Raw genomic sequence first — 17110 nt, 5'->3', positions numbered from 1 at the left:
GGGCGGGTTCTCCGCCGGAACCTGTCGCGGCAGCAGGGCGCAGCTCTTTCCATTCGGTTTCCGATGGGTGACACTGGCATGCATGGTTACTGCATCGAGAGTGCAATTAACCGTGCTGCGTGGGCGAGACGACGAATGTCGAGCGCTCCGGAGCCTGCTCGACGGAGTGACCGATGGCGGCGGGGCCCTGCTGTTGCAGGGGGAGCCCGGATCGGGCCGCACCGCCCTGGTCGGCTACGCCCGCCGGTACGCCCAGACCTGCGCCGTGCTCGCCGGCAACGGGCTCGCCGAGGAGGCTTCGCTGCCGTACGCCGGCCTGCAACGTTTGCTCGACCCGGTGCTCGACCGGACGGCCGCACTGGCCGACGAGCAACGCCAACTGCTGCGGCGCGCGCTGGCCGGGGAGAGCTGCCCGGCCGACCGCCAGCTGACGCTGTCGATGGCGGTGCTCGGGTTGCTCGCCGCCGCCGCCGGGGACCATCCGCTGCTCGCCGTGATGGACGACGTCGACCGGGGCGATCCCCAGACGGCGCAGGTGCTGGCCTTCGTGGCGCGCAGGCTACGGCACCTGCCGGTCGCAGTCCTGCTCACCGCCGATGTCACCACCATGATCGACGGAGTGCCGGCACACCGACTCCGGCCGCTCGACGTGCGCGACAGCGTCGCCATCCTCACCGACCGGCTGCCCGAGTGCCCCACCGCGCCGGTCGCGGCCACCCTCGCGGTGGTCGGTGGCGGCAACCCGCAGGCCCTGGTGGATCTGGCCGAGGTGCTCACCCCGGGGCAGTGGCGGGGAGAGGATCCGCTGCCCACCGCGCCACCGGCGGACGGCGCGCTGGGCCGCGCGTACCGAGCCCGGCTGGACCGGTTACCGCCGGACACCCGGCGGGTGCTGCTGCTCGCGGCACTCGACGAGGACGGCGAGCCGGGCACTCTGATCCGGGCCGCGGGTGTCGCCGGCGCCGAGGTCGAGGCGCTTGCCCCGGCGGAGGTCGCCGGCCTGGTGCGCGTCGAGCCGCGGGGCGTCACGTTCCCGCAACCGTTGGTGCGCGCTCTGATCGCGTCGAGTGCGACGCTCGCGCAACGGCGTACGGCGCACCGACTGCTCGCCGGGGTGCTGGTCGCCGACGGGCAGCGGCTGCGCCGCGCGATGCATCTCGCCGCCGCCGCGGCCGGTGCGGACCCGGCCCTCGCCGACGAGCTGGAACAGGCGGCAGTCGGTGGCGCCGGCGGCTGGGCCACCGCGTCGGCGGCGCTGCGCTGGGCCGCCGACCTCAGCGACGAACCAACCCGGACAGCCGCCCGGCTGCTGACCGCCGCCCAGTATGCCTGGGCCGGGGGACAGCCCGACGTGGCTCGGCTCCTCCTCGACCGCCTCCGCCCGGTGTGCACGGACCCGGGCGTCCGGGGTCGCGCCGACCTGCTGCTCGGTGAGCTGGAGCTGCGGTGCGGCACGGCGGCACGTGCGTCGGCCCGGTTGCTCGCCGCCGCCGCGGCGGTGGCCGGCACCGATCGTGCGCGGGCACTGTCCGGGCTGGTTCGAGCCGGCGAGGCGGTCTGCTTCGCCGGTGACCAGTACCGGTATGCCGAGGTGGGCCGCCGGGCGTTGGCGTTGCGGCGGCCGGACGACCCTCCCGCACTGGAGCTGATGGGCAGTCTGGTCGGCGGGGTGGCGGCGACCCTGCGCGGTGACCACGAGCGGGCCGGCCCCGCGTTGCGCCGCGCCGTCGTGCTGGGTGGTCGGCTGACCGGGCCGGCGCTGACTCCCACCGCGCTGAGCTGCGCCGCAGCAGCTGGCCTGGTGGTCGCGGTGGACGGCGCGGCACACCAACTCGCCGACCGTGCCGTCGGGGTGGCCCGCGAGCGGGGCGAGCTGTCCATGCTGTCCCGGGCGCTGGAGTTGCGGGCCGTCGCCGAGTACTGGTTGGGTCGGCACGAGGCGGCGGCGGCGACCTCCCGCGACGGGCTGCGGGTCGCGCGGGCCACCGGTCAGGTCAACTGCGCCAACGTCCATCTCGGCATGCTCGCCGTGCTCGCCGCCGTGCGGGCGGACCGGGACACCAGCCTGCGGTGGATCCGCGAGATCGGCGAGGCGCCGATGCCGGGCAGCCGTCCGCACGCGCTCGCCGGTTGGGCCCTGGCGGTGCTCGACCTGGTCGACGGCCGGCACGCCGAGGCTGCGGACCGGTTGGCGTCGTTGGCCCGGCTCGGCACCGGGCGCGGTCAGGTGCTGGTGCAGGTGATGGCCACTCCGTACCTGGTGGAGGCGGCGGCCCACCTGCCCTGCCGGCCGACCGCGACGGCGGCTCTCGCCGTGTTCGACAGATGGGCCAGCAGCACCGCGAGCCCGTTGCGGCGGGCCCTGTCCGCCCGGTGCCACGCGCTGCTCGCGCCGCGCGGCGGCCCCGAGGCCGAGCAGGAGTTCCAGCGTGCGCTGCGGCTGCACCCGACCGAGGCCGGCACGTTCGAGCGGGCACGCACCGAGCTGCTCTTCGGTCAGGAGCTGCGCCGCAGTCGACGCCCCCGCGACGCGCGTACCCACCTGCACCAGGCCCGCGAGATGTTCACGCTGCTCGGGGTCGGTTGCTGGGCCGAGCAGGCCACCACGGAGTTGCGGGCGGCCGGTGAGTCGGTCGGACCACCGGACCTGCCGGCGGCGCGACTGCTGACCGGGCAACAACTGCGGATCGCCGAGCTGGTCGCGGAGGGCGCCACCAACCGGGAGATCGCCGCCCGGATGTTCCTGTCCACCCGCACGGTGGACCACCACCTGCGCAACGTCTTTCACCGGCTGGGCATCCGCTCGCGTACCGAGTTGGTGCGCGCGTTCGCCACCGAGCGGCACGTCAGGCTGGCCTCCGACCGATGACCCTCCGGTCTGGACGTCATTAACTATCACCGCTAGTTTATTGGTCATGGAGCTCACCCTCTCCGCCGAGCAGGCGGCGGTCCGCCAACTGGCCGCCGAGTTCGCCGACCGGGAGCTGGTGCCGCACGCGGCCACCTGGGACCGGCGCGAGTCGGTCGACCCCGCCATCGTCGGCATGCTGGGTGACCTGGGGTTCCTGGGGTTGACCATCAGCGAGGCCGAGGGCGGCTCCGGTGGCGACCACCTCGCGTACTGCCTGGTCCTGGAAGAGCTGGGCCGCGGCGACTCGGCGGTGCGCGGCATCGTCTCGGTCTCCCTCGGCCTGGTCGCGAAGTCGATCGCCGGGCACGGCAGCGCGGAACAACGAGCCGACTGGCTGCCCCGACTCTGCGCCGGCACCGCACTCGGCTGCTTCGCGTTGACCGAGCCGGACAGCGGCTCGGACGCCGCCGCGCTGCGCACCCGTGCGGTCCGCGACGGCACCGACTGGCTGCTCACCGGCACGAAGACGTTCATCACCAACGGCACCACCGCCGACGTCGCGCTGGTCTTCGCCCGCACCGGTGGCCCCGGGCACCGAGGCATCACCGCGTTCCTGGTGCCCACCGACAGCCCCGGGCTGACCCGACGGGAGATCCACGGCAAGCTCGGCCTGCGCGGCCAGGCCACCGGCGAGCTGGGCTTCGACGAGGTACGCGTGCCCGACGCGGCCCGCCTCGGCCCCGAGGGCGGTGGGTTCCGCCTGGCCCTGGCCACGCTCGCCAAGGGGCGGATGTCGGTGGCCGCCGGGTGCGTCGGCATTGCCCAGGGCTGCCTCGACGCGGCGGTCGGCTACGCGGGGGAGCGGACCCAGTTCGGCAAGCCGATCGCCGGGCACCAGCTCGTCCAACAACTGCTGGCAGCGATCGCGGTGGACACCGCCGCCGCCCGGCTTCTGGTGTGGCAGGTCGCCGACCTCATCGACCGCGACCAGCCGTTCGCCACCGAGGCGTCGATGGCCAAGCTCTTCGCCAGCGAGGCCGCGGTCCGCGCGGCCAACAACGCGGTCCAGGTGTTCGGTGGGTACGGCTACATCGACGAGTACCCGGTCGGCAAGTACCTGCGCGACGCCCGGGTCGCCACCCTCTACGAGGGCACCAGCCAGATCCAGCAACTCCTCATCGGCCGCGCGCTCACCGGCGTCAACGCCTTCTAGCTGCAAGGAGAGCAGGCATGAGAGTCTTCAGCTCGTTCGAGGAGTTGGCCGCCGCGGTCGGCGAGACCTTCGGGCCCGGGCCGTGGCTCCGCATCGAGCAGAAGCGCGTCGACCTCTTCGCCGACGCCACCGACGACCACCAGTGGATCCACCTCGACCAGGCCCGGGCCGCGGCGGGGCCGTTCGGCGGCACCATCGCCCACGGGTACCTGACCCTGTCGCTGCTGCCGACGCTGGCCGGTCAGCTCTACCGGGTGGACGGGGTGACGATGGGGGTCAACTACGGGCTGAACCGGGTGCGCTTCCCCGCGCCGGTCCGGGTCGGCGCCGCCGTGCGGGCCACCGCCACCATCGCCGAGGTGTCTCCGGTGAGCGGTGGTGTCCAGCTGGTCGCGACGGTCACCGTGGAGAGCGACGGCGGTGGCAAGCCCGTCTGCGTCGCCGAGACCGTGAGTCGTCTCTACCGCGCCACGGATCGATGACCCGACGTCGCGACGGCTATCGCACGCTCCTACCGAGGGACCGGCCGGCGTCGGTGTAGCCGTGCCGGCTGTAGAAGCGCGCCGCACCGACGTTGCGATGGTGGATGCCAGCCGACAGGTACGCGATCCCCCGATCCCTCGCCCACGTTTCGGCCGCCGCCAGCAACGCTGACCCCACACCGAGCCCTCTGCAGTCGGGCAGCACAACGGTGTGGATCTGGGCCGCAGGTTCCGGACGCAGGATCTGGTGCTCCGGCGGATCGGGATGGCGCAGCACTTCGACCATTCCGACCACCTCACCGTCGGGAGTCTCAGCGACGAGGATGCCGTCCCGCCCGGTCTCGTCGATCAGCGCGGCCGTGAAGTGGCGCGCCACGGCGTCGCCCTGCGGAATGCGGTAGGTGGCGGCGTCGAGAGCAAGGTGCGCCTCGGCGTTGGCCAGACGCAACTCGACCAGTGCGGCGACGTCCGTCAGACTCGCCGGCCGGACCGTCAGTCCTTTCTCCATCATCCCGACCCTAGTCCTCCCTCAGGGACTGGGCTTCTGGCGCGGTGAAGGGTGCTCGCCATCGGCCTCGGCCGGCCCGCCAGGTCGATGTGCTGTTCAGCGGTATACCTCAGCGTCACAACTGTGACGCTGAGGTATACCGCTCTCTGCCGCGTCCGTCCCCTGGCGGTGAACCACAGTGACCACGCGGGCGACGGATGGCGTCAGGCGACCGTGCAGGCGGTGCCGTTGAGGGTGAACGCGGACGGGCGGCCACTGTTGCCGGTGTGGGTCGCCTGGAAGCCGATGTCGACCGAGGTGTTCGGCGCGATCGTCGCGTTGTAGGAGACGTTGCGGGCGGTGACCGCGCCACTGGACGGGGAGTAGCCGGCGTTCCAGCCGCTGGTGATGCTCTGCCCACCGGGCAGCGTGAACGCCAGGGCCCAACCGTTGACCGGCGTGCTGCTGGTGTTGGTCACCGAGATCGAGGCGGTGAGACCACTGTTCCAGGCGTTGACCGTGTACGCGACACGGCAGTCACCCGACGGCGGGGGCGTCGTCGGCGGGGGAGTGGTGGGTGGGGGAGTGGTGGGTGGGGGAGTGGTCGGCGGCGTGTCCCCGCCGATGCTGCCGGGCACCGTCCTGAGTGCGTCGTACCAGGCCGCGGCCATCTTGCGGTAGCCGGTGGCGTTGGGGTGCACGCCGTCGGCCAGGTCGCTGAGCGTCAGGGCACGGTACATGTCGACCAGGTGGACACGCTTTCCGGCGGCGGCGCGGCTCTGCACGATCCCGGGGATGGCGTTGTTGTATCCCCGGACCTGATTGTCCGCACCGGCCTTCGGGATGATCGTCGCGACGAACACGTCCGCGTTCGGGGCGGTGCTGGTGATCCGGTCGACGAGGGTTGCCAGCCGACCCGGTGCGCCGGACGTGTCGCCGTACATGTCGTTGGTGCCGATGTGCAGCAGCACCGTCCGGGGGTTCGTGGCCCGCAACCAGTTGACCACGTTGGCGTCGATCTGGGCGATCGTCCAGCCGGAATGCCCCTGGTGGTCGTGGTCACCGAGGCTGGCTGGGCCGTTGAACTGCGAGCCGACGAAGTCGACCCGGTAACCCCCGGCCGTGAACCGCTGCCACAGCTCGATCCGGTAACCGCCGGGGACGTTGAACCCGTCGGTGATGGAGTCACCGAGCGGCATCACGCGTACTCCGCCGTTGGACTCCGCACTGGCGGGACTGGTCGCGATCGGTATGGCGGCGACGGCGGTCAGGGCGGCCCACCACAGGCGGGCGCGTCGGGGCCGCGACGCCGGAGTGAGGGCGGTGGGTGCGGGAGGGACGGGAGTGGCGAGCATCGAACTGCTCATGGGACTTCCTCTGCTGGGGTGCGCGACAGCAGCGGCCGCCGAGGGGACGGCTGCTGCCCTGACGCGGCACGCGGAGATGGGCGTCGCGTTACGACCAGGAGCCCGGACATCGTCACTGGTGGTCGTGGCGCGGTGGCTCGCATCGGTCAGGCGCGTCGGATCGATGGGCCGTGGCGGAGGTGTGCCCTGCACCTCGCCGACGCACCATAGCGTGTTATCGCTAACAGCAGCAATGCACCGCCGGAGCCGGCTGAAACCTCGTCGGACAACGTCGTGGCTGGCTATCTCAGAGGGCGGAAGTAGTGCCGGACCGCATAGCGGTAGACCTCCTCGCCCAGTTTCGCGCCCTCGACGTCGGCGGTGCGGAAGTGGACGCCGCCCCAGACGCGTGCACCGATGAGCTCGTCGAGCGCTTGCGAGAAGCTGGTGAAGTGCCGTGTCGTGCCGGAGTCGGCGCTGGACCCGCTGAACGCGATGTCGTCTCGGCCGAAGAAGTGTCGGTACAGCGACATGCGCGCACCGGTGCCGCAGGCGTGGCCGGAGGGGTACTCGGGGAAGGGCGGCGTGATGAGCAGCGACTGCCAGCCCGGATCGGCGGACGTCCTCGGGTTACCGTCCGTGTCGGCCTGTTGGATCGCGGTGACCGGACGCCAGTAGCTCCAGAAGTCCTTCTGGCTGAAGCACGCCACGCCTGAGTCGGCCACGATGAGGTCGGTCATCGCGAAGAAGCGCGCGGTCTGCAGGGCGTCCAGCTGTTGGGTGGTGGCGAGCTGTCGCTTGATCTCCCAGGAGCCGGACCGCCGGTCGTGCCACCAGATCGCGGCCTCCGTCTGGTCCTGCGTGCGCACCGTGCTCGTCGCCGAGCCGACCTCCTTCACCTCGTTGAGGTCGCGGGTGTAGGCGCTGCTGGTCAGTCGCGGCGGCGCGGGCGTGCGGAACATCGACGCACGGGGGATGAGGAACGGCCGCATGTGGCCGGTCCATGCGCCCTGGGACAGGAACAGCGGTGGCGTGGGTCGCCACTGGCCGGGCCTTGTGCCGTGGCTCCACTGTTGGTCCCCGAACGCGCCGTCGTCCTGCCGTGCGGTGACCATCGCGGCCGCGGCTCGTGCCCCGACCCTGATGCCGCCCTGCTTCGACCGCCCGTCGCGAATCGGAGCGAGAGCCGCGTCGTACTGCGCCCGAAGCCGCTCCCGCTGATCGGGAAAGAGAGCGGCGAGTACGTCATGGGCGGCGGTGGCGACGGCAGCGTCCACCGACTCGGTCCCGCTCGACGGCGGTGCGGCGAGGTACGGCTGGTACGGGGTGCCGGCGACCGCGTTCAGAGCGTCGTAGACGGCCCCGTTCACCATTGCGAAACTGCGCACCTGCTCGTTCGGTTGCTGAGCCGCGATATCCCAGATTGCCGTCTGGGCGTTCAGGTCCCAGGTGACCACCGGATTGGCGCGGCCGGTACCGGAGACCGCAGCCGCAGGTGCCGGACCGGTCATCGTGGAGACGACCAGCGTGCCGAGCGCGATGGTTGCGGGAACGACGCGTGACCAGATCAGGCGACGTGATTGCTTGCGGCTCGTCATGATCTCCCCGTCGGTCGGTTGTCGATGTCGGCTGTCGAAGGCAGGCGGTGCACACGTCGCAATCGATGGCGATCGAAATGCTATTGGTGAGCCTTGATGGGCGGAGATTACGCTGCGGATGCGTGAGCTGAATGGAGTGCCGAGTCGAGCAAGCGCAGCTGACGTCGAACGTGGACCGCTTCGCCGCCCTCGTGGCCGTTGAACGGATAGGGCGGCGACAGGTCCCGTCGCCGCCCCGTACCAGCAGCAGCGCCGTTCAGTGACCAGTTCCGCCGCGCCAAATTGAACGGCGTCGGTACTGGCCGTCGATGCGAATGGAGCTGGTCCTGCTCCTCGCCCTGATCGGTAGATTGACGTCGCAGCGATAGCGAACTCGTATCGAATGCCCCCTCGTCTACTCGGGGATCGCTTAACACCCCCCGATTCCAGGGCGGTCACCAGTGCTGCCAATAATTGCGCTGATGCCGTTCCTGGTGCGTGTTACACGTCCCTTTCGCCCCTCCTTCGTGCCGTCGATCGTCTTGGTCCGTCGAACATGGCCGCACGTCTGGCCGCGCTCTGCCTGCCGTCCGACACCGGCCGATCGGCGTACACGGGACTAGGTATAGTCGCTGATGGATTGTTTGCCAATCATGTCGCCAGGCTGACAAACAACTCCGTGACGGGGGACAACGTGGGCAGACCTGAGCGGCCGCTCGACCCGGAGGCAGGCGAGCTGGAGCGGTTCGCGCTCGACCTACGCCAGCTGCGGACAAAGGCGGGTTCGCCGACCTACCGCCAACTGGCCAGACGTGCGCACTTCTCGGTGACCACCCTGGCGAAGGCGGCCAGCGGCGAGACCGTGCCGAGCCTTCAGGTCACGCTGGCGTACGTCGCCGCCTGTGACGGCGATCCGACCGAATGGACCGAGCGGTGGCACCGCCTGATCGCCAGCCTGACGGCCGCCGAGACGGCGGCGGCCGGCCGCGGGCCGTACTGGGGAATGGAGGCTTTCCAGCCGGAAGACTCAGAATGGTTCTTCGGACGCGAGCGCCTGGTGGCTCAGCTCTGTGAAATGCTCACCCGCCTCCGGTTCGTCGCGGTTTTCGCCCCGTCCGGGGCGGGCAAGTCATCCCTGCTACGAGCAGGTCTGATAGCGGCCCTGGTCGAAAATCCCGCCAAGGGTCAGCCGGCCTGGGCCACGGTGCTGATGACGCCCGGCGAACATCCGATCGAAGAACTCGCGCTCCAGCTCGTCAATGAACAGGACCTGGCTCGCGACACGGTCCAGCGCCACCTGGCCGAGGATCCGGCCAGCATCCGCGGAGCGATAGAGCAGATTCTCAGTGCCCGCCCATCGGTCGGGAACATGCTCATCGTGGTGGACCAGTTCGAGGAGCTCTTCACGCTCTGTCGCGAGGAGGAGGAACGGTCGGGGTTCATCGCCGCGCTGCTCGCCGCGGCGGAGGTCCCCAGGGCACGCGTGGTGCTGGGAGTACGGGCCGACTTCTATGGTCGGTGTGCCGCCTACCCGGCCCTGGTGGCCGCTCTCCATGAACACCAGCTGCTGATCGGCCCGATGGACGATGAGGATCTGCGTCGGACGATCACCGGCCCCGCCGAGCGCGCCGGTTTGCTGGTGGATCCGGCGTTGGTGGAGATGGCCGTAGCAGACGTGGGCGGTCAGACGAGCGCGCTGCCGCTGCTGTCCCACGCACTTTTGGAGACGTCGCGCCTGCGGCAGGGCAAGCGGATCACCCTGGCCCACTACCGCGAATCAGGCGGAGTGAACGGCGCCATCACCCGTACCGCCGAAGGGGTGTACGCGCAGCTCGACGAGGGGCAGCGAGGGTTGGCACGGCACATCTTCCTGCGCCTGACCGCTCTCGGTGACGGCACCGAGGACACCCGACGCCGGGCACCGCTCGCTGAGTTGGTCGGCGGGGCAGACCCATTGGCCGCGGCTGAGGTGCTGGGCAGGTTGACGGCCGCGCGGCTGGTCACGGCGGACGAGAAGGGCGTCATGGTGGCCCACGAGGCCCTGATCCAGGAATGGCCCCGGCTGCGTCGCTGGCTGACCGAAGATCGGGAGCTGCTGCGTTCCCACCGCAGGCTGACGGAGGCTGCCGCCGAGTGGGATCGGCACAACCGGGTAGACGGATTCCTCTATCGGGGGGTCCAGTTGGCGCTCTGGGGAACGCACCAGGTGATGGACCTCAGTGACCTGGAACGGGACTTTCTGGAGAGCAGCCGGGCACGAGAGAGCCGGCGCCGTACGGCCCGACGGCGGCGGACCCGGGTGGCGTTGACCGGGCTCGCGGCAACCGTCGTCGTGGTGAGCGTCCTCGCGGCGGTGGCGCTGGTGCAGGCGAACCGGGCGGCCGCCGAACGAGATCTCGCTGTTTCCCGGCAGCTGACGGTTGAGGCCAACAACCAGCTGCAGATTGATCCGCAGCAGGCGCAGCGCCTCGCCAGACGCGCTCTGACCACACGTCCGACTGTCGGTGCGGAGATGGTGCTCCGCCAGGCTGCCGTCGATGACCGGCTGCAGGCGATTGTGCCGATGAGCAGCAAGAAGGCGTTGGGCGTGGCGTTCAGCCCGGACGGGCGGCGAGTGGCGGCCACCGGGACGGACGGCGAGGTTCGGGTGTGGACCTGGGCCGGACACGGCGTCTCCGGACCGGGCGTGACCCTCACCGACGGCCCCGAGGGACAGGTCTGGAGCCCGATGTTCAGCCCGGACGGGACGCGACTGGTCACCGGCGGCTCGGACGGCACCGTCCGGATCTGGCAGGTCGATGGAACCGCCGGGCCCATCGTCCTACGCGGGCACGAGGGCCCGGTCTGGGGAGTGGCCTTCAGCCCCGACGGACGGTCGGTCGCCAGTGCTGGCGAGGACACCACCGTTCGGGTCTGGGATGCCCTCGGTGGCGGCCGACCGGTGGTGCTGCATGGGCACCGGAAGGTGGCAGTCGGTGTGGCCTTCAGCCCCGACGGGCGCCAGTTGGCCAGCAGCAGCCACGACGCGACGGTACGGCTCTGGGATCTGGCCGCGCGATCCACCAGAACGATTCTCACCGGGCCACGAGAGGCCACCAGGACGTTGGTGTTCAGCCAGGACGGCACCCGCCTGGCCTGCTCCAGCGCCGACGGTACGGCGTGGGTGTGGCCGCTGACCGGGTCCGCAGCCCCGGTGGTGCTACGCGGGCATGAGGGCACTGTGGAGGGGCTCGCGCTGAGCCCGGACGAGCAGTGGATCGCGACCACCAGCGACGATCTGACCGTACGGATCTGGAACGCCAACGGCGGTGGTGACCCGTTGGTGCTGCGCGGCCACACCAACCGGGTCTGGGCGTTGGCGTTCAGTCCGGATGGATCCCGGCTGGTGAGCGCGGCCGATGACGGGACGCTGCGGATCTGGGACCCGGGCAGTGACCGGCTGATTCTGCGGGGCCACCAGAAGGCCACCTGGTCGGCCGCGTTCACCCCGGACGGTCAGCGGGTCGTCAGCGGCGGCGAGGACGGCACGGTGCAGGTCTGGAACCTAACCACACCGGCCGAGCCTCGGGTGCTCGGGCGCCACGAGGGCGACGTCTACGGTCTCACCGTGAGTGCGGACGGGTCGAGTGTGGCCACCGGCGGCCGCGACGGCAGCGTACGAGTTTGGGACCTCGCCGGCAGGCACGAAACCGTGGTGCTTCGCGGCCACGAGAAGCAGGCATGGATCGCCGACTTCAGCCCTGATGGCCGTCGCCTGGCCAGCGTCAGCAACGACAGAAGCCTGCGAATCTGGGACCTTACCGGCCAGAGTGCCCCAGTAGTCCATCGGGTCGCCGAAGAGATCCGTTACGCCGCCTTCAGTCCGGACGGCAAGAAGGTCGCCACAGCTGGTGCGGAGGGCACCCTACGGATCTGGGACGCCCTCGGCACGGCCGATCCACTACTACTTCCCGGTCACGAGGGATTGGTATGGGCGGTGGCCTTCAGTCCGGACGGACAGCGGGTGGTCAGCGCCGGCTTCGACGGCACCGTGCAGATCCACTCCGTCACGAGCGGCATCGCCCCGATGGTGTTGCGAGGACACGAGGGGCCCGTCTGGCACGTGTCGTTCAGCCCGGATGGGCAATGGGTGCTCAGTTCTGGAAAGGACGGCACCGCACGGCTGTGGCACGCCTCGGAGGCCGCGCAGTCCGTGACTTTCGGGGGATTCGGCGCTTCCGTGGAGACCGTCGACTTCAGCCCGGACGGCGGTCGGCTCGTCTCGACGCATGACGACGGCACCGTACGCGTCTGGCCCTGCCGCGCATGCGTTCCGGTCCAGAATCTGCTGGAGTCATGAGCAGGAATGTTCACGTGGTCGGCGATCGGGTGCCGGGTCGCCGGCAGGCCGCAGGGTCAGCCCGTCAGCGCCGGGCTGGATGGAGTACCGAGTCGATCCAGCGCAGCTGACGTCGGACGTGGACAGCTTCGCCGCCCTCGTGGCCGTTGAACGGGTACACGTGCATCTCCCGCTCCGGCGGGACCGGTCGTCCGTTGGCGGCGCCGTAGTGGTTGTAGGCGGCGAAGGCGGTTCGCGGTGGGCAGACGGTGTCGCGCCGCCCGACCCCGAAATGCGCCGGCGCCGTCGCCCGCCGGCCGAAGATGACGCCGTCCACGTAGGACAACGAGCGCCACACGGCCTCCTCGGCTCCCCGGTGCACGGCCAGGTAGCGGGCGATGTCCCCGTACGGCCCGACGTCGGTGAGCTGGACGGCGCGTCGGATGTCGCAGAGGAACGGCGCGGTGGTCAGCACCGCGGCGAGGCCGTCGACGAGGCCGGCCACCGCCAGGGCGAGGCCGCCGCCCTGACTGTTGCCGACCACGCTGACCCGGTCACCGTCGACCCCGGGCAGGGCGCGGACCGCTTCCACCGCCCGGACCGCGTCGGTGATCAGGCGGCGGTAGTGGTAGTCACGGGGATCGAGGATGCCCCAGGTGACCGGCCAGGGCCCCCCGGGTGCCCCGTGCGGGTCGGGGGTGTCCCCGGCGCCGTACTGCCCGGCCTGGCCCCGGTTGTCCATCAACAGGTGCGCGTACCCGGCCACCGGCCAGGTCAGCCGCTCGTGCGGTAGGCCGCGACCGCGACCGTAGCCGGCGTACTCGACCACGGCCGGCAGCGGTTCCCGAACCCCGGCCGGGCGGGTGTACCAGGCCCGCACGGGGTCGCCGCCGAAGCCGCTGAACGTGACGTCCCAGGAGTCGAGCAACAGCAGGTCGGTCGGCTCCCGACGGACGTCGACGAGCACTGGTCCGGATGTCACCTCGGCGAGCGTGTCCCGCCAGAACTGGTCGAAGTCGTCGGGCTCGGCGACGTCCGGGGCGTACCGCTGGAGTTCGTCGAGAGTGAAGGCGGAGTAGGGCACGGGTCCTCGCAGGGCCGGGGTCAGTGCGGGTCGGCAGGTGGTGCGGTGCTCTCCCGGACGACCAACTCGGTCACCAGGTCGATCCGGCTGGTCGCCGGCTCGTTGCCTCTGGTCAGGTCGAGCAGCATCTGGGTGGCGATGCCGGCCATGTCGCGCAACGGTTGGTTGATCGTGGTGAGCGCCGGGTCGGTCCAGGCGGAGACCGGCAGATTGTCGTACCCGATCACCGAGAGGTCCTCGGGCACTCGGAGGCCGCACTGGCGGGCGGCCCGGAGCACCCCCATGGCTTGGATGTCCGAGCCGGCGAAGATCGCCGTGGGTCGGTCCGGTCGGCCGAGTAGTTGGAGCCCGTGGGTGTGCCCGGCGCCGGCGGAGAAACCGCCGTAGCGGACCAGTTCGCGGTCGACCACCATCCCGGCCTCCTCGTGGGCCGAGTGGAAGCCGGCGGCCCGGGCGCGGCTGCACAGCACGTCGGGCGGCCCGGAGATGACGGCGATCCTCCGGTGGCCGAGGTCCAGGAGGTGCCGGGCGGCGAGCAGGCCGCCGTTCCAGTTGTTCGAGCCGACGGTGGGCACGGAGGCCGAGGTCGCGCTGTCGGTGTCGACGACGACGAACGGGATGCCCTGGCGCCGCAGGTGCTGCTGTTGGGCCTCGGCCAGGTGGGAGAGGACGAACACCACACCCAGCGGTCGGTCGGCCAGCAGCGCCTCCAACCATCGGGCCGGCGGGCGGTGCGCGCCGTCGAGTTGGGCGACCGACAACCCGACGCCGGCCGCGGTCGTCGCCGCCTCCACGCCGCGCAGGATCTCCATCGCCCATCCGGTGTCGAACTCGTGGAACACGAGTTCGATGCGCCCGCTGCCGGTCGAGGGCCGCCGGGCGCGGCGCTGGTACTGGTGGCGGTCGAGGCTCGCCTCCACCCGGGCTCTGGTGCCGGGAGCGACATCGCCGCGTCCGTTGAGGACCTTGGACACCGTCGCGACCGAGACGCCGACGTCGTTGGCGATGGTCGCGATGGTGGTGGAGGCGGGTGGGTCGAGTGGGCGGTGCTCCGTCATCGCAGCCTCACGAAACATCCGAAAGTTTCGGCAGACCCTAACACGATCAGCCATTCCCGCCAGTCGATGCTGACACCGTGTGGACCGTACCCAACTCGCCTCCGGCTCGTGGGCGGGCGGTGCGCTCGGAATGAGTCACGGCCTGCCGGCGATGATCGCCGCGGGTCCAGGCAAGCCCTTGACACTCATCGATGCGGCACTTAGGTTGCCGAAAAGGTTGCGCGGGGTTCCGGAAAGTTTCGGATCGTGGGAAACGTCGGCTACGAACCTGGCTCCGCGAGGGGAGGTAGCCGGAGCTGAGGGGTCTTGGCATGAGAAGTCAGTTGCCCGGCGACAGCGACGCCGCGCCGTGGCGCGATTCGCGCCTCTCGCCGACAGAGCGGGCCGAGGCGCTCGTGCCGATGATGTCGCTCGAGGAGAAAATCGCGCAGCTCGTCGGGGTCTGGGTCGGCGCCGACGCCACCGGCGAGGGCGTGGCGCCTCACCAGTCCGACATGATCAGCGAGACGCCGCAGTGGAACAGTGTCATCCGGTACGGGTTGGGCCAGCTCACCCGCCCGTTCGGCACCGCGCCGGTCGATCCCGTGCTGGGCGCCCGGTCGCTGGCCGCCTCGCAGGCACAGATCGTCGCCGCCAGCCGGTTCGGCATCCCTGCGCAGGTGCACGAGGAATGCCTCACCGGGTTCGCGGCGTGGCGAGCCACCGTCTACCCGACGCCGCTGAGCTGGGGCGCGTCCTTCGACCCGGAACTGGTCGAGGCGATGGCCGACCGGATCGGGCGCTCCATGCGCGCCGCCGGTGTGCACCAGGGCCTCGCCCCGGTCCTGGACGTCACCCGCGACTACCGCTGGGGCCGCACCGAGGAGACGATCGGCGAGGACCCCTACCTGGTGGGGACGACCGGTACCGCGTACGTGCGGGGCCTGGAGCGGGCCGGTGTGGTGGCCACGCTCAAACACTTCGCCGGCTACTCGGCCTCCCGTGGCGGACGCAACCTCGCTCCGGTGCCGATGGGCCCCCGGGAGTTGGCCGACGTCATCCTGCCGCCGTTCGAGATGGCGCTGCGCCACGGTGGTGCCCGCTCGGTGATGAACTCCTACGCGGAGATCGACGGTCTGCCCGTCGCCGCCGACCCCGGACTGCTGACCGGGCTGCTGCGCGACGAGTGGGGCTTCACCGGCACCGTGGTCGCCGACTACTTCTCCGTTCGCTTCCTGGAGACCCTGCACGGTGTCGCAGGCGGCGCCGCCGACGCCGCCCGGCTCGCCCTGCGAGCCGGCATCGACGTCGAGTTACCCACTGTGGACGCCTTCGGTGCGCCGCTGGTGGAGGCGGTGCGTCGCGGCGAGGTCGACGAGGCGCTGATCGACTGCGCGCTGCGCCGGGTGCTGATCCAGAAGATCGAGCTGGGTCTGCTCGACGAGGGCTGGCAGGAACTGCCCGACGACGTGGCGTCCCTGCGCTTCGACGACGAGATCAGCCAGGACGTCGCCGTGCGCCTCGCCCGGGAAGCCGTGGTCCTGCTGCGCAACACCGGTGTCCTTCCGCTGGCCGCCGGCAGCCGGGTGGCCCTGGTCGGTCCGCTCGCCGACGATCCGATGGCCATGCTCGGCTGCTACTCGTTCCCCAACCACGTGGGCGTCAACCACAGCGAGTTCGGGCTCGGCCTGGACATCCCCTCGTTGCGTGACGAGTTGGCCCGACGCGTCCCGCTGCTCACCCACGAGCCCGGCTGCGCCATCACCGGCGGGGACACCTCCGGCATCCCGGCCGCGGTCGCCGCGGCGGCCGGCGCCGACGTGTGCGTGCTCGCCGTCGGCGACCGGGCGGGAATGTTCGGGCGGGGCACGTCCGGCGAGGGCTGCGATGCCGCCGATCTGCGGCTTCCCGGTGTGCAGGCCGACCTGGTGCGGGCTGTCCTCGCCACCGGCACCCCGGTCGTCCTGGTACTGATGACCGGCCGCCCCTACGCGCTCGGCCCGGAGTTCGACGCCGCCGCGGGCGTGGTGCAGGCGTTCTTCCTCGGCCAGCTCGGTGGGCAGGCGCTCGCCGAGGTGCTCACCGGCGCGGTCAACCCGTCCGGGCGGTTGCCGGTCAGTGTGCCCCGCGACGCGGGTGGGATGCCGAGCACCTACCTGACGCCGCCGCTCGGTCGGCGCAACAAGGTCTCCTCGATCGACCCGACGCCGAGCTACCCGTTCGGCCACGGGTTGAGCTACACCACCTTCGAATGGTCCGACGCCCGGATCGTCGAGGCGGCGGACGAGACGTGGGGCGAGCCGGCGGTCTGGCCGGTCGACGGCGAGGTACGGGTGCGGATCACCGTCGCCAACACCGGTGACCGGGCCGGCACCGAGGTGGTGCAGCTCTATCTGCACGATCCGGTCGCACAGGTCACCCGTCCGGTGGTCCGGCTGGTCGGCTACGCCCGCCTGCCGTTGGCGCCCGGGGAATCGGCGCACGTGACGTTCGGGGTGCCGGCCGACGTCGCGTCGTTCACCGGGCTCTCCGGCCGGCGCATCGTCGAGCCGGGCGACGTCGAACTGCGGTTCGGGCGGTCCAGCGGCGACGTGGCGGCGAGCCTGCCGCTGCGGTTGACCGGCCCCGAGCGCCAGGTCGGCTACCAGCGGGAACTGTTCACGTCGGTGCGGATCGAGCCCCTGGTGGCCGTTCCGCAGTCCGTGTAGGAGGCCG

At 71.1% G+C, this 17110-nt stretch carries 10 protein-coding genes; 5 read left to right on the top strand and 5 right to left on the bottom strand.

Going from position 1 to position 17110, the window contains the following annotated elements; all coding sequences use genetic code 11:
• Positions 1-82 precede the first annotated feature (82 nt).
• Genes O7614_RS19700 through O7614_RS19690 form a run of 3 tightly spaced genes read left to right on the top strand, consistent with a single transcriptional unit; the run spans position 83 to position 4546 of the window.
• Positions 83-2869, top strand: coding sequence for a LuxR family transcriptional regulator (locus tag O7614_RS19700; RefSeq protein WP_278139936.1), 2787 nt, complete (start codon positions 83-85; stop codon positions 2867-2869).
• 46 nt (positions 2870-2915) lie between these two features.
• Positions 2916-4064, top strand: coding sequence for an acyl-CoA dehydrogenase family protein (locus O7614_RS19695; RefSeq protein ID WP_278139935.1), 1149 nt, complete (start codon positions 2916-2918; stop codon positions 4062-4064).
• A gap of 17 nt (positions 4065-4081) precedes the next feature.
• Positions 4082-4546 (top strand): MaoC family dehydratase, encoded by a 465-nt coding sequence (locus O7614_RS19690; protein WP_278139934.1) that lies wholly within the window; start codon positions 4082-4084, stop codon positions 4544-4546.
• A gap of 16 nt (positions 4547-4562) precedes the next feature.
• On the opposite strand, the gene O7614_RS19685 is transcribed toward O7614_RS19690, so the two are convergent.
• The 3 genes from O7614_RS19685 to O7614_RS19675 all read right to left on the bottom strand — a co-directional run bounded on the left by O7614_RS19685 (position 4563) and on the right by O7614_RS19675 (position 7977).
• The gene (locus O7614_RS19685; protein ID WP_278139933.1) at positions 4563-5054 is read right to left on the bottom strand and encodes a GNAT family N-acetyltransferase; all 492 of its coding nucleotides are present in this window, start codon (positions 5052-5054) and stop codon (positions 4563-4565) included.
• Positions 5055-5257: 203 nt separating this feature from the next.
• Positions 5258-6400 carry a cellulose binding domain-containing protein gene (locus O7614_RS19680; RefSeq protein WP_278139932.1) on the bottom strand — a complete coding sequence of 381 codons (1143 nt, stop codon included), beginning with the start codon at positions 6398-6400 and terminating at the stop codon, positions 5258-5260.
• Positions 6401-6681: 281 nt separating this feature from the next.
• A complete protein-coding gene (locus O7614_RS19675) occupies positions 6682-7977 on the bottom strand; it encodes a vanadium-dependent haloperoxidase (protein WP_278139931.1) in 1296 nt (431 codons plus the stop codon).
• Between the two features lie 535 nt (positions 7978-8512).
• Here O7614_RS19675 and O7614_RS19670 point away from each other — a divergent pair.
• The gene (locus O7614_RS19670) at positions 8513-12295 is read left to right on the top strand and encodes a hypothetical protein (protein ID WP_278139930.1); all 3783 of its coding nucleotides are present in this window, start codon (positions 8513-8515) and stop codon (positions 12293-12295) included.
• Positions 12296-12359: 64 nt separating this feature from the next.
• On the opposite strand, the gene O7614_RS19665 is transcribed toward O7614_RS19670, so the two are convergent.
• A complete protein-coding gene (locus O7614_RS19665) occupies positions 12360-13358 on the bottom strand; it encodes an acetylxylan esterase (protein WP_278139929.1) in 999 nt (332 codons plus the stop codon).
• Positions 13359-13378: 20 nt separating this feature from the next.
• A complete protein-coding gene (locus tag O7614_RS19660; RefSeq protein WP_278139928.1) occupies positions 13379-14416 on the bottom strand; it encodes a LacI family DNA-binding transcriptional regulator in 1038 nt (345 codons plus the stop codon).
• A 311-nt stretch (positions 14417-14727) separates the two neighbouring features.
• Here O7614_RS19660 and O7614_RS19655 point away from each other — a divergent pair, with 311 nt between their 5' ends.
• On the top strand, positions 14728-17103 hold the full coding sequence (locus O7614_RS19655) for a glycoside hydrolase family 3 N-terminal domain-containing protein (protein ID WP_278139927.1): 2376 nt from the start codon (positions 14728-14730) through the stop codon (positions 17101-17103).
• Positions 17104-17110: the final 7 nt, after the last annotated feature.

The organism is Micromonospora sp. WMMD961, assembly GCF_029626145.1.
Classification (GTDB): Bacteria; Actinomycetota; Actinomycetes; order Mycobacteriales; family Micromonosporaceae; genus Micromonospora.
Note: the sequence above shows the minus strand (reverse complement) of the source record. Positions and strands in the feature narration are given on the sequence as shown.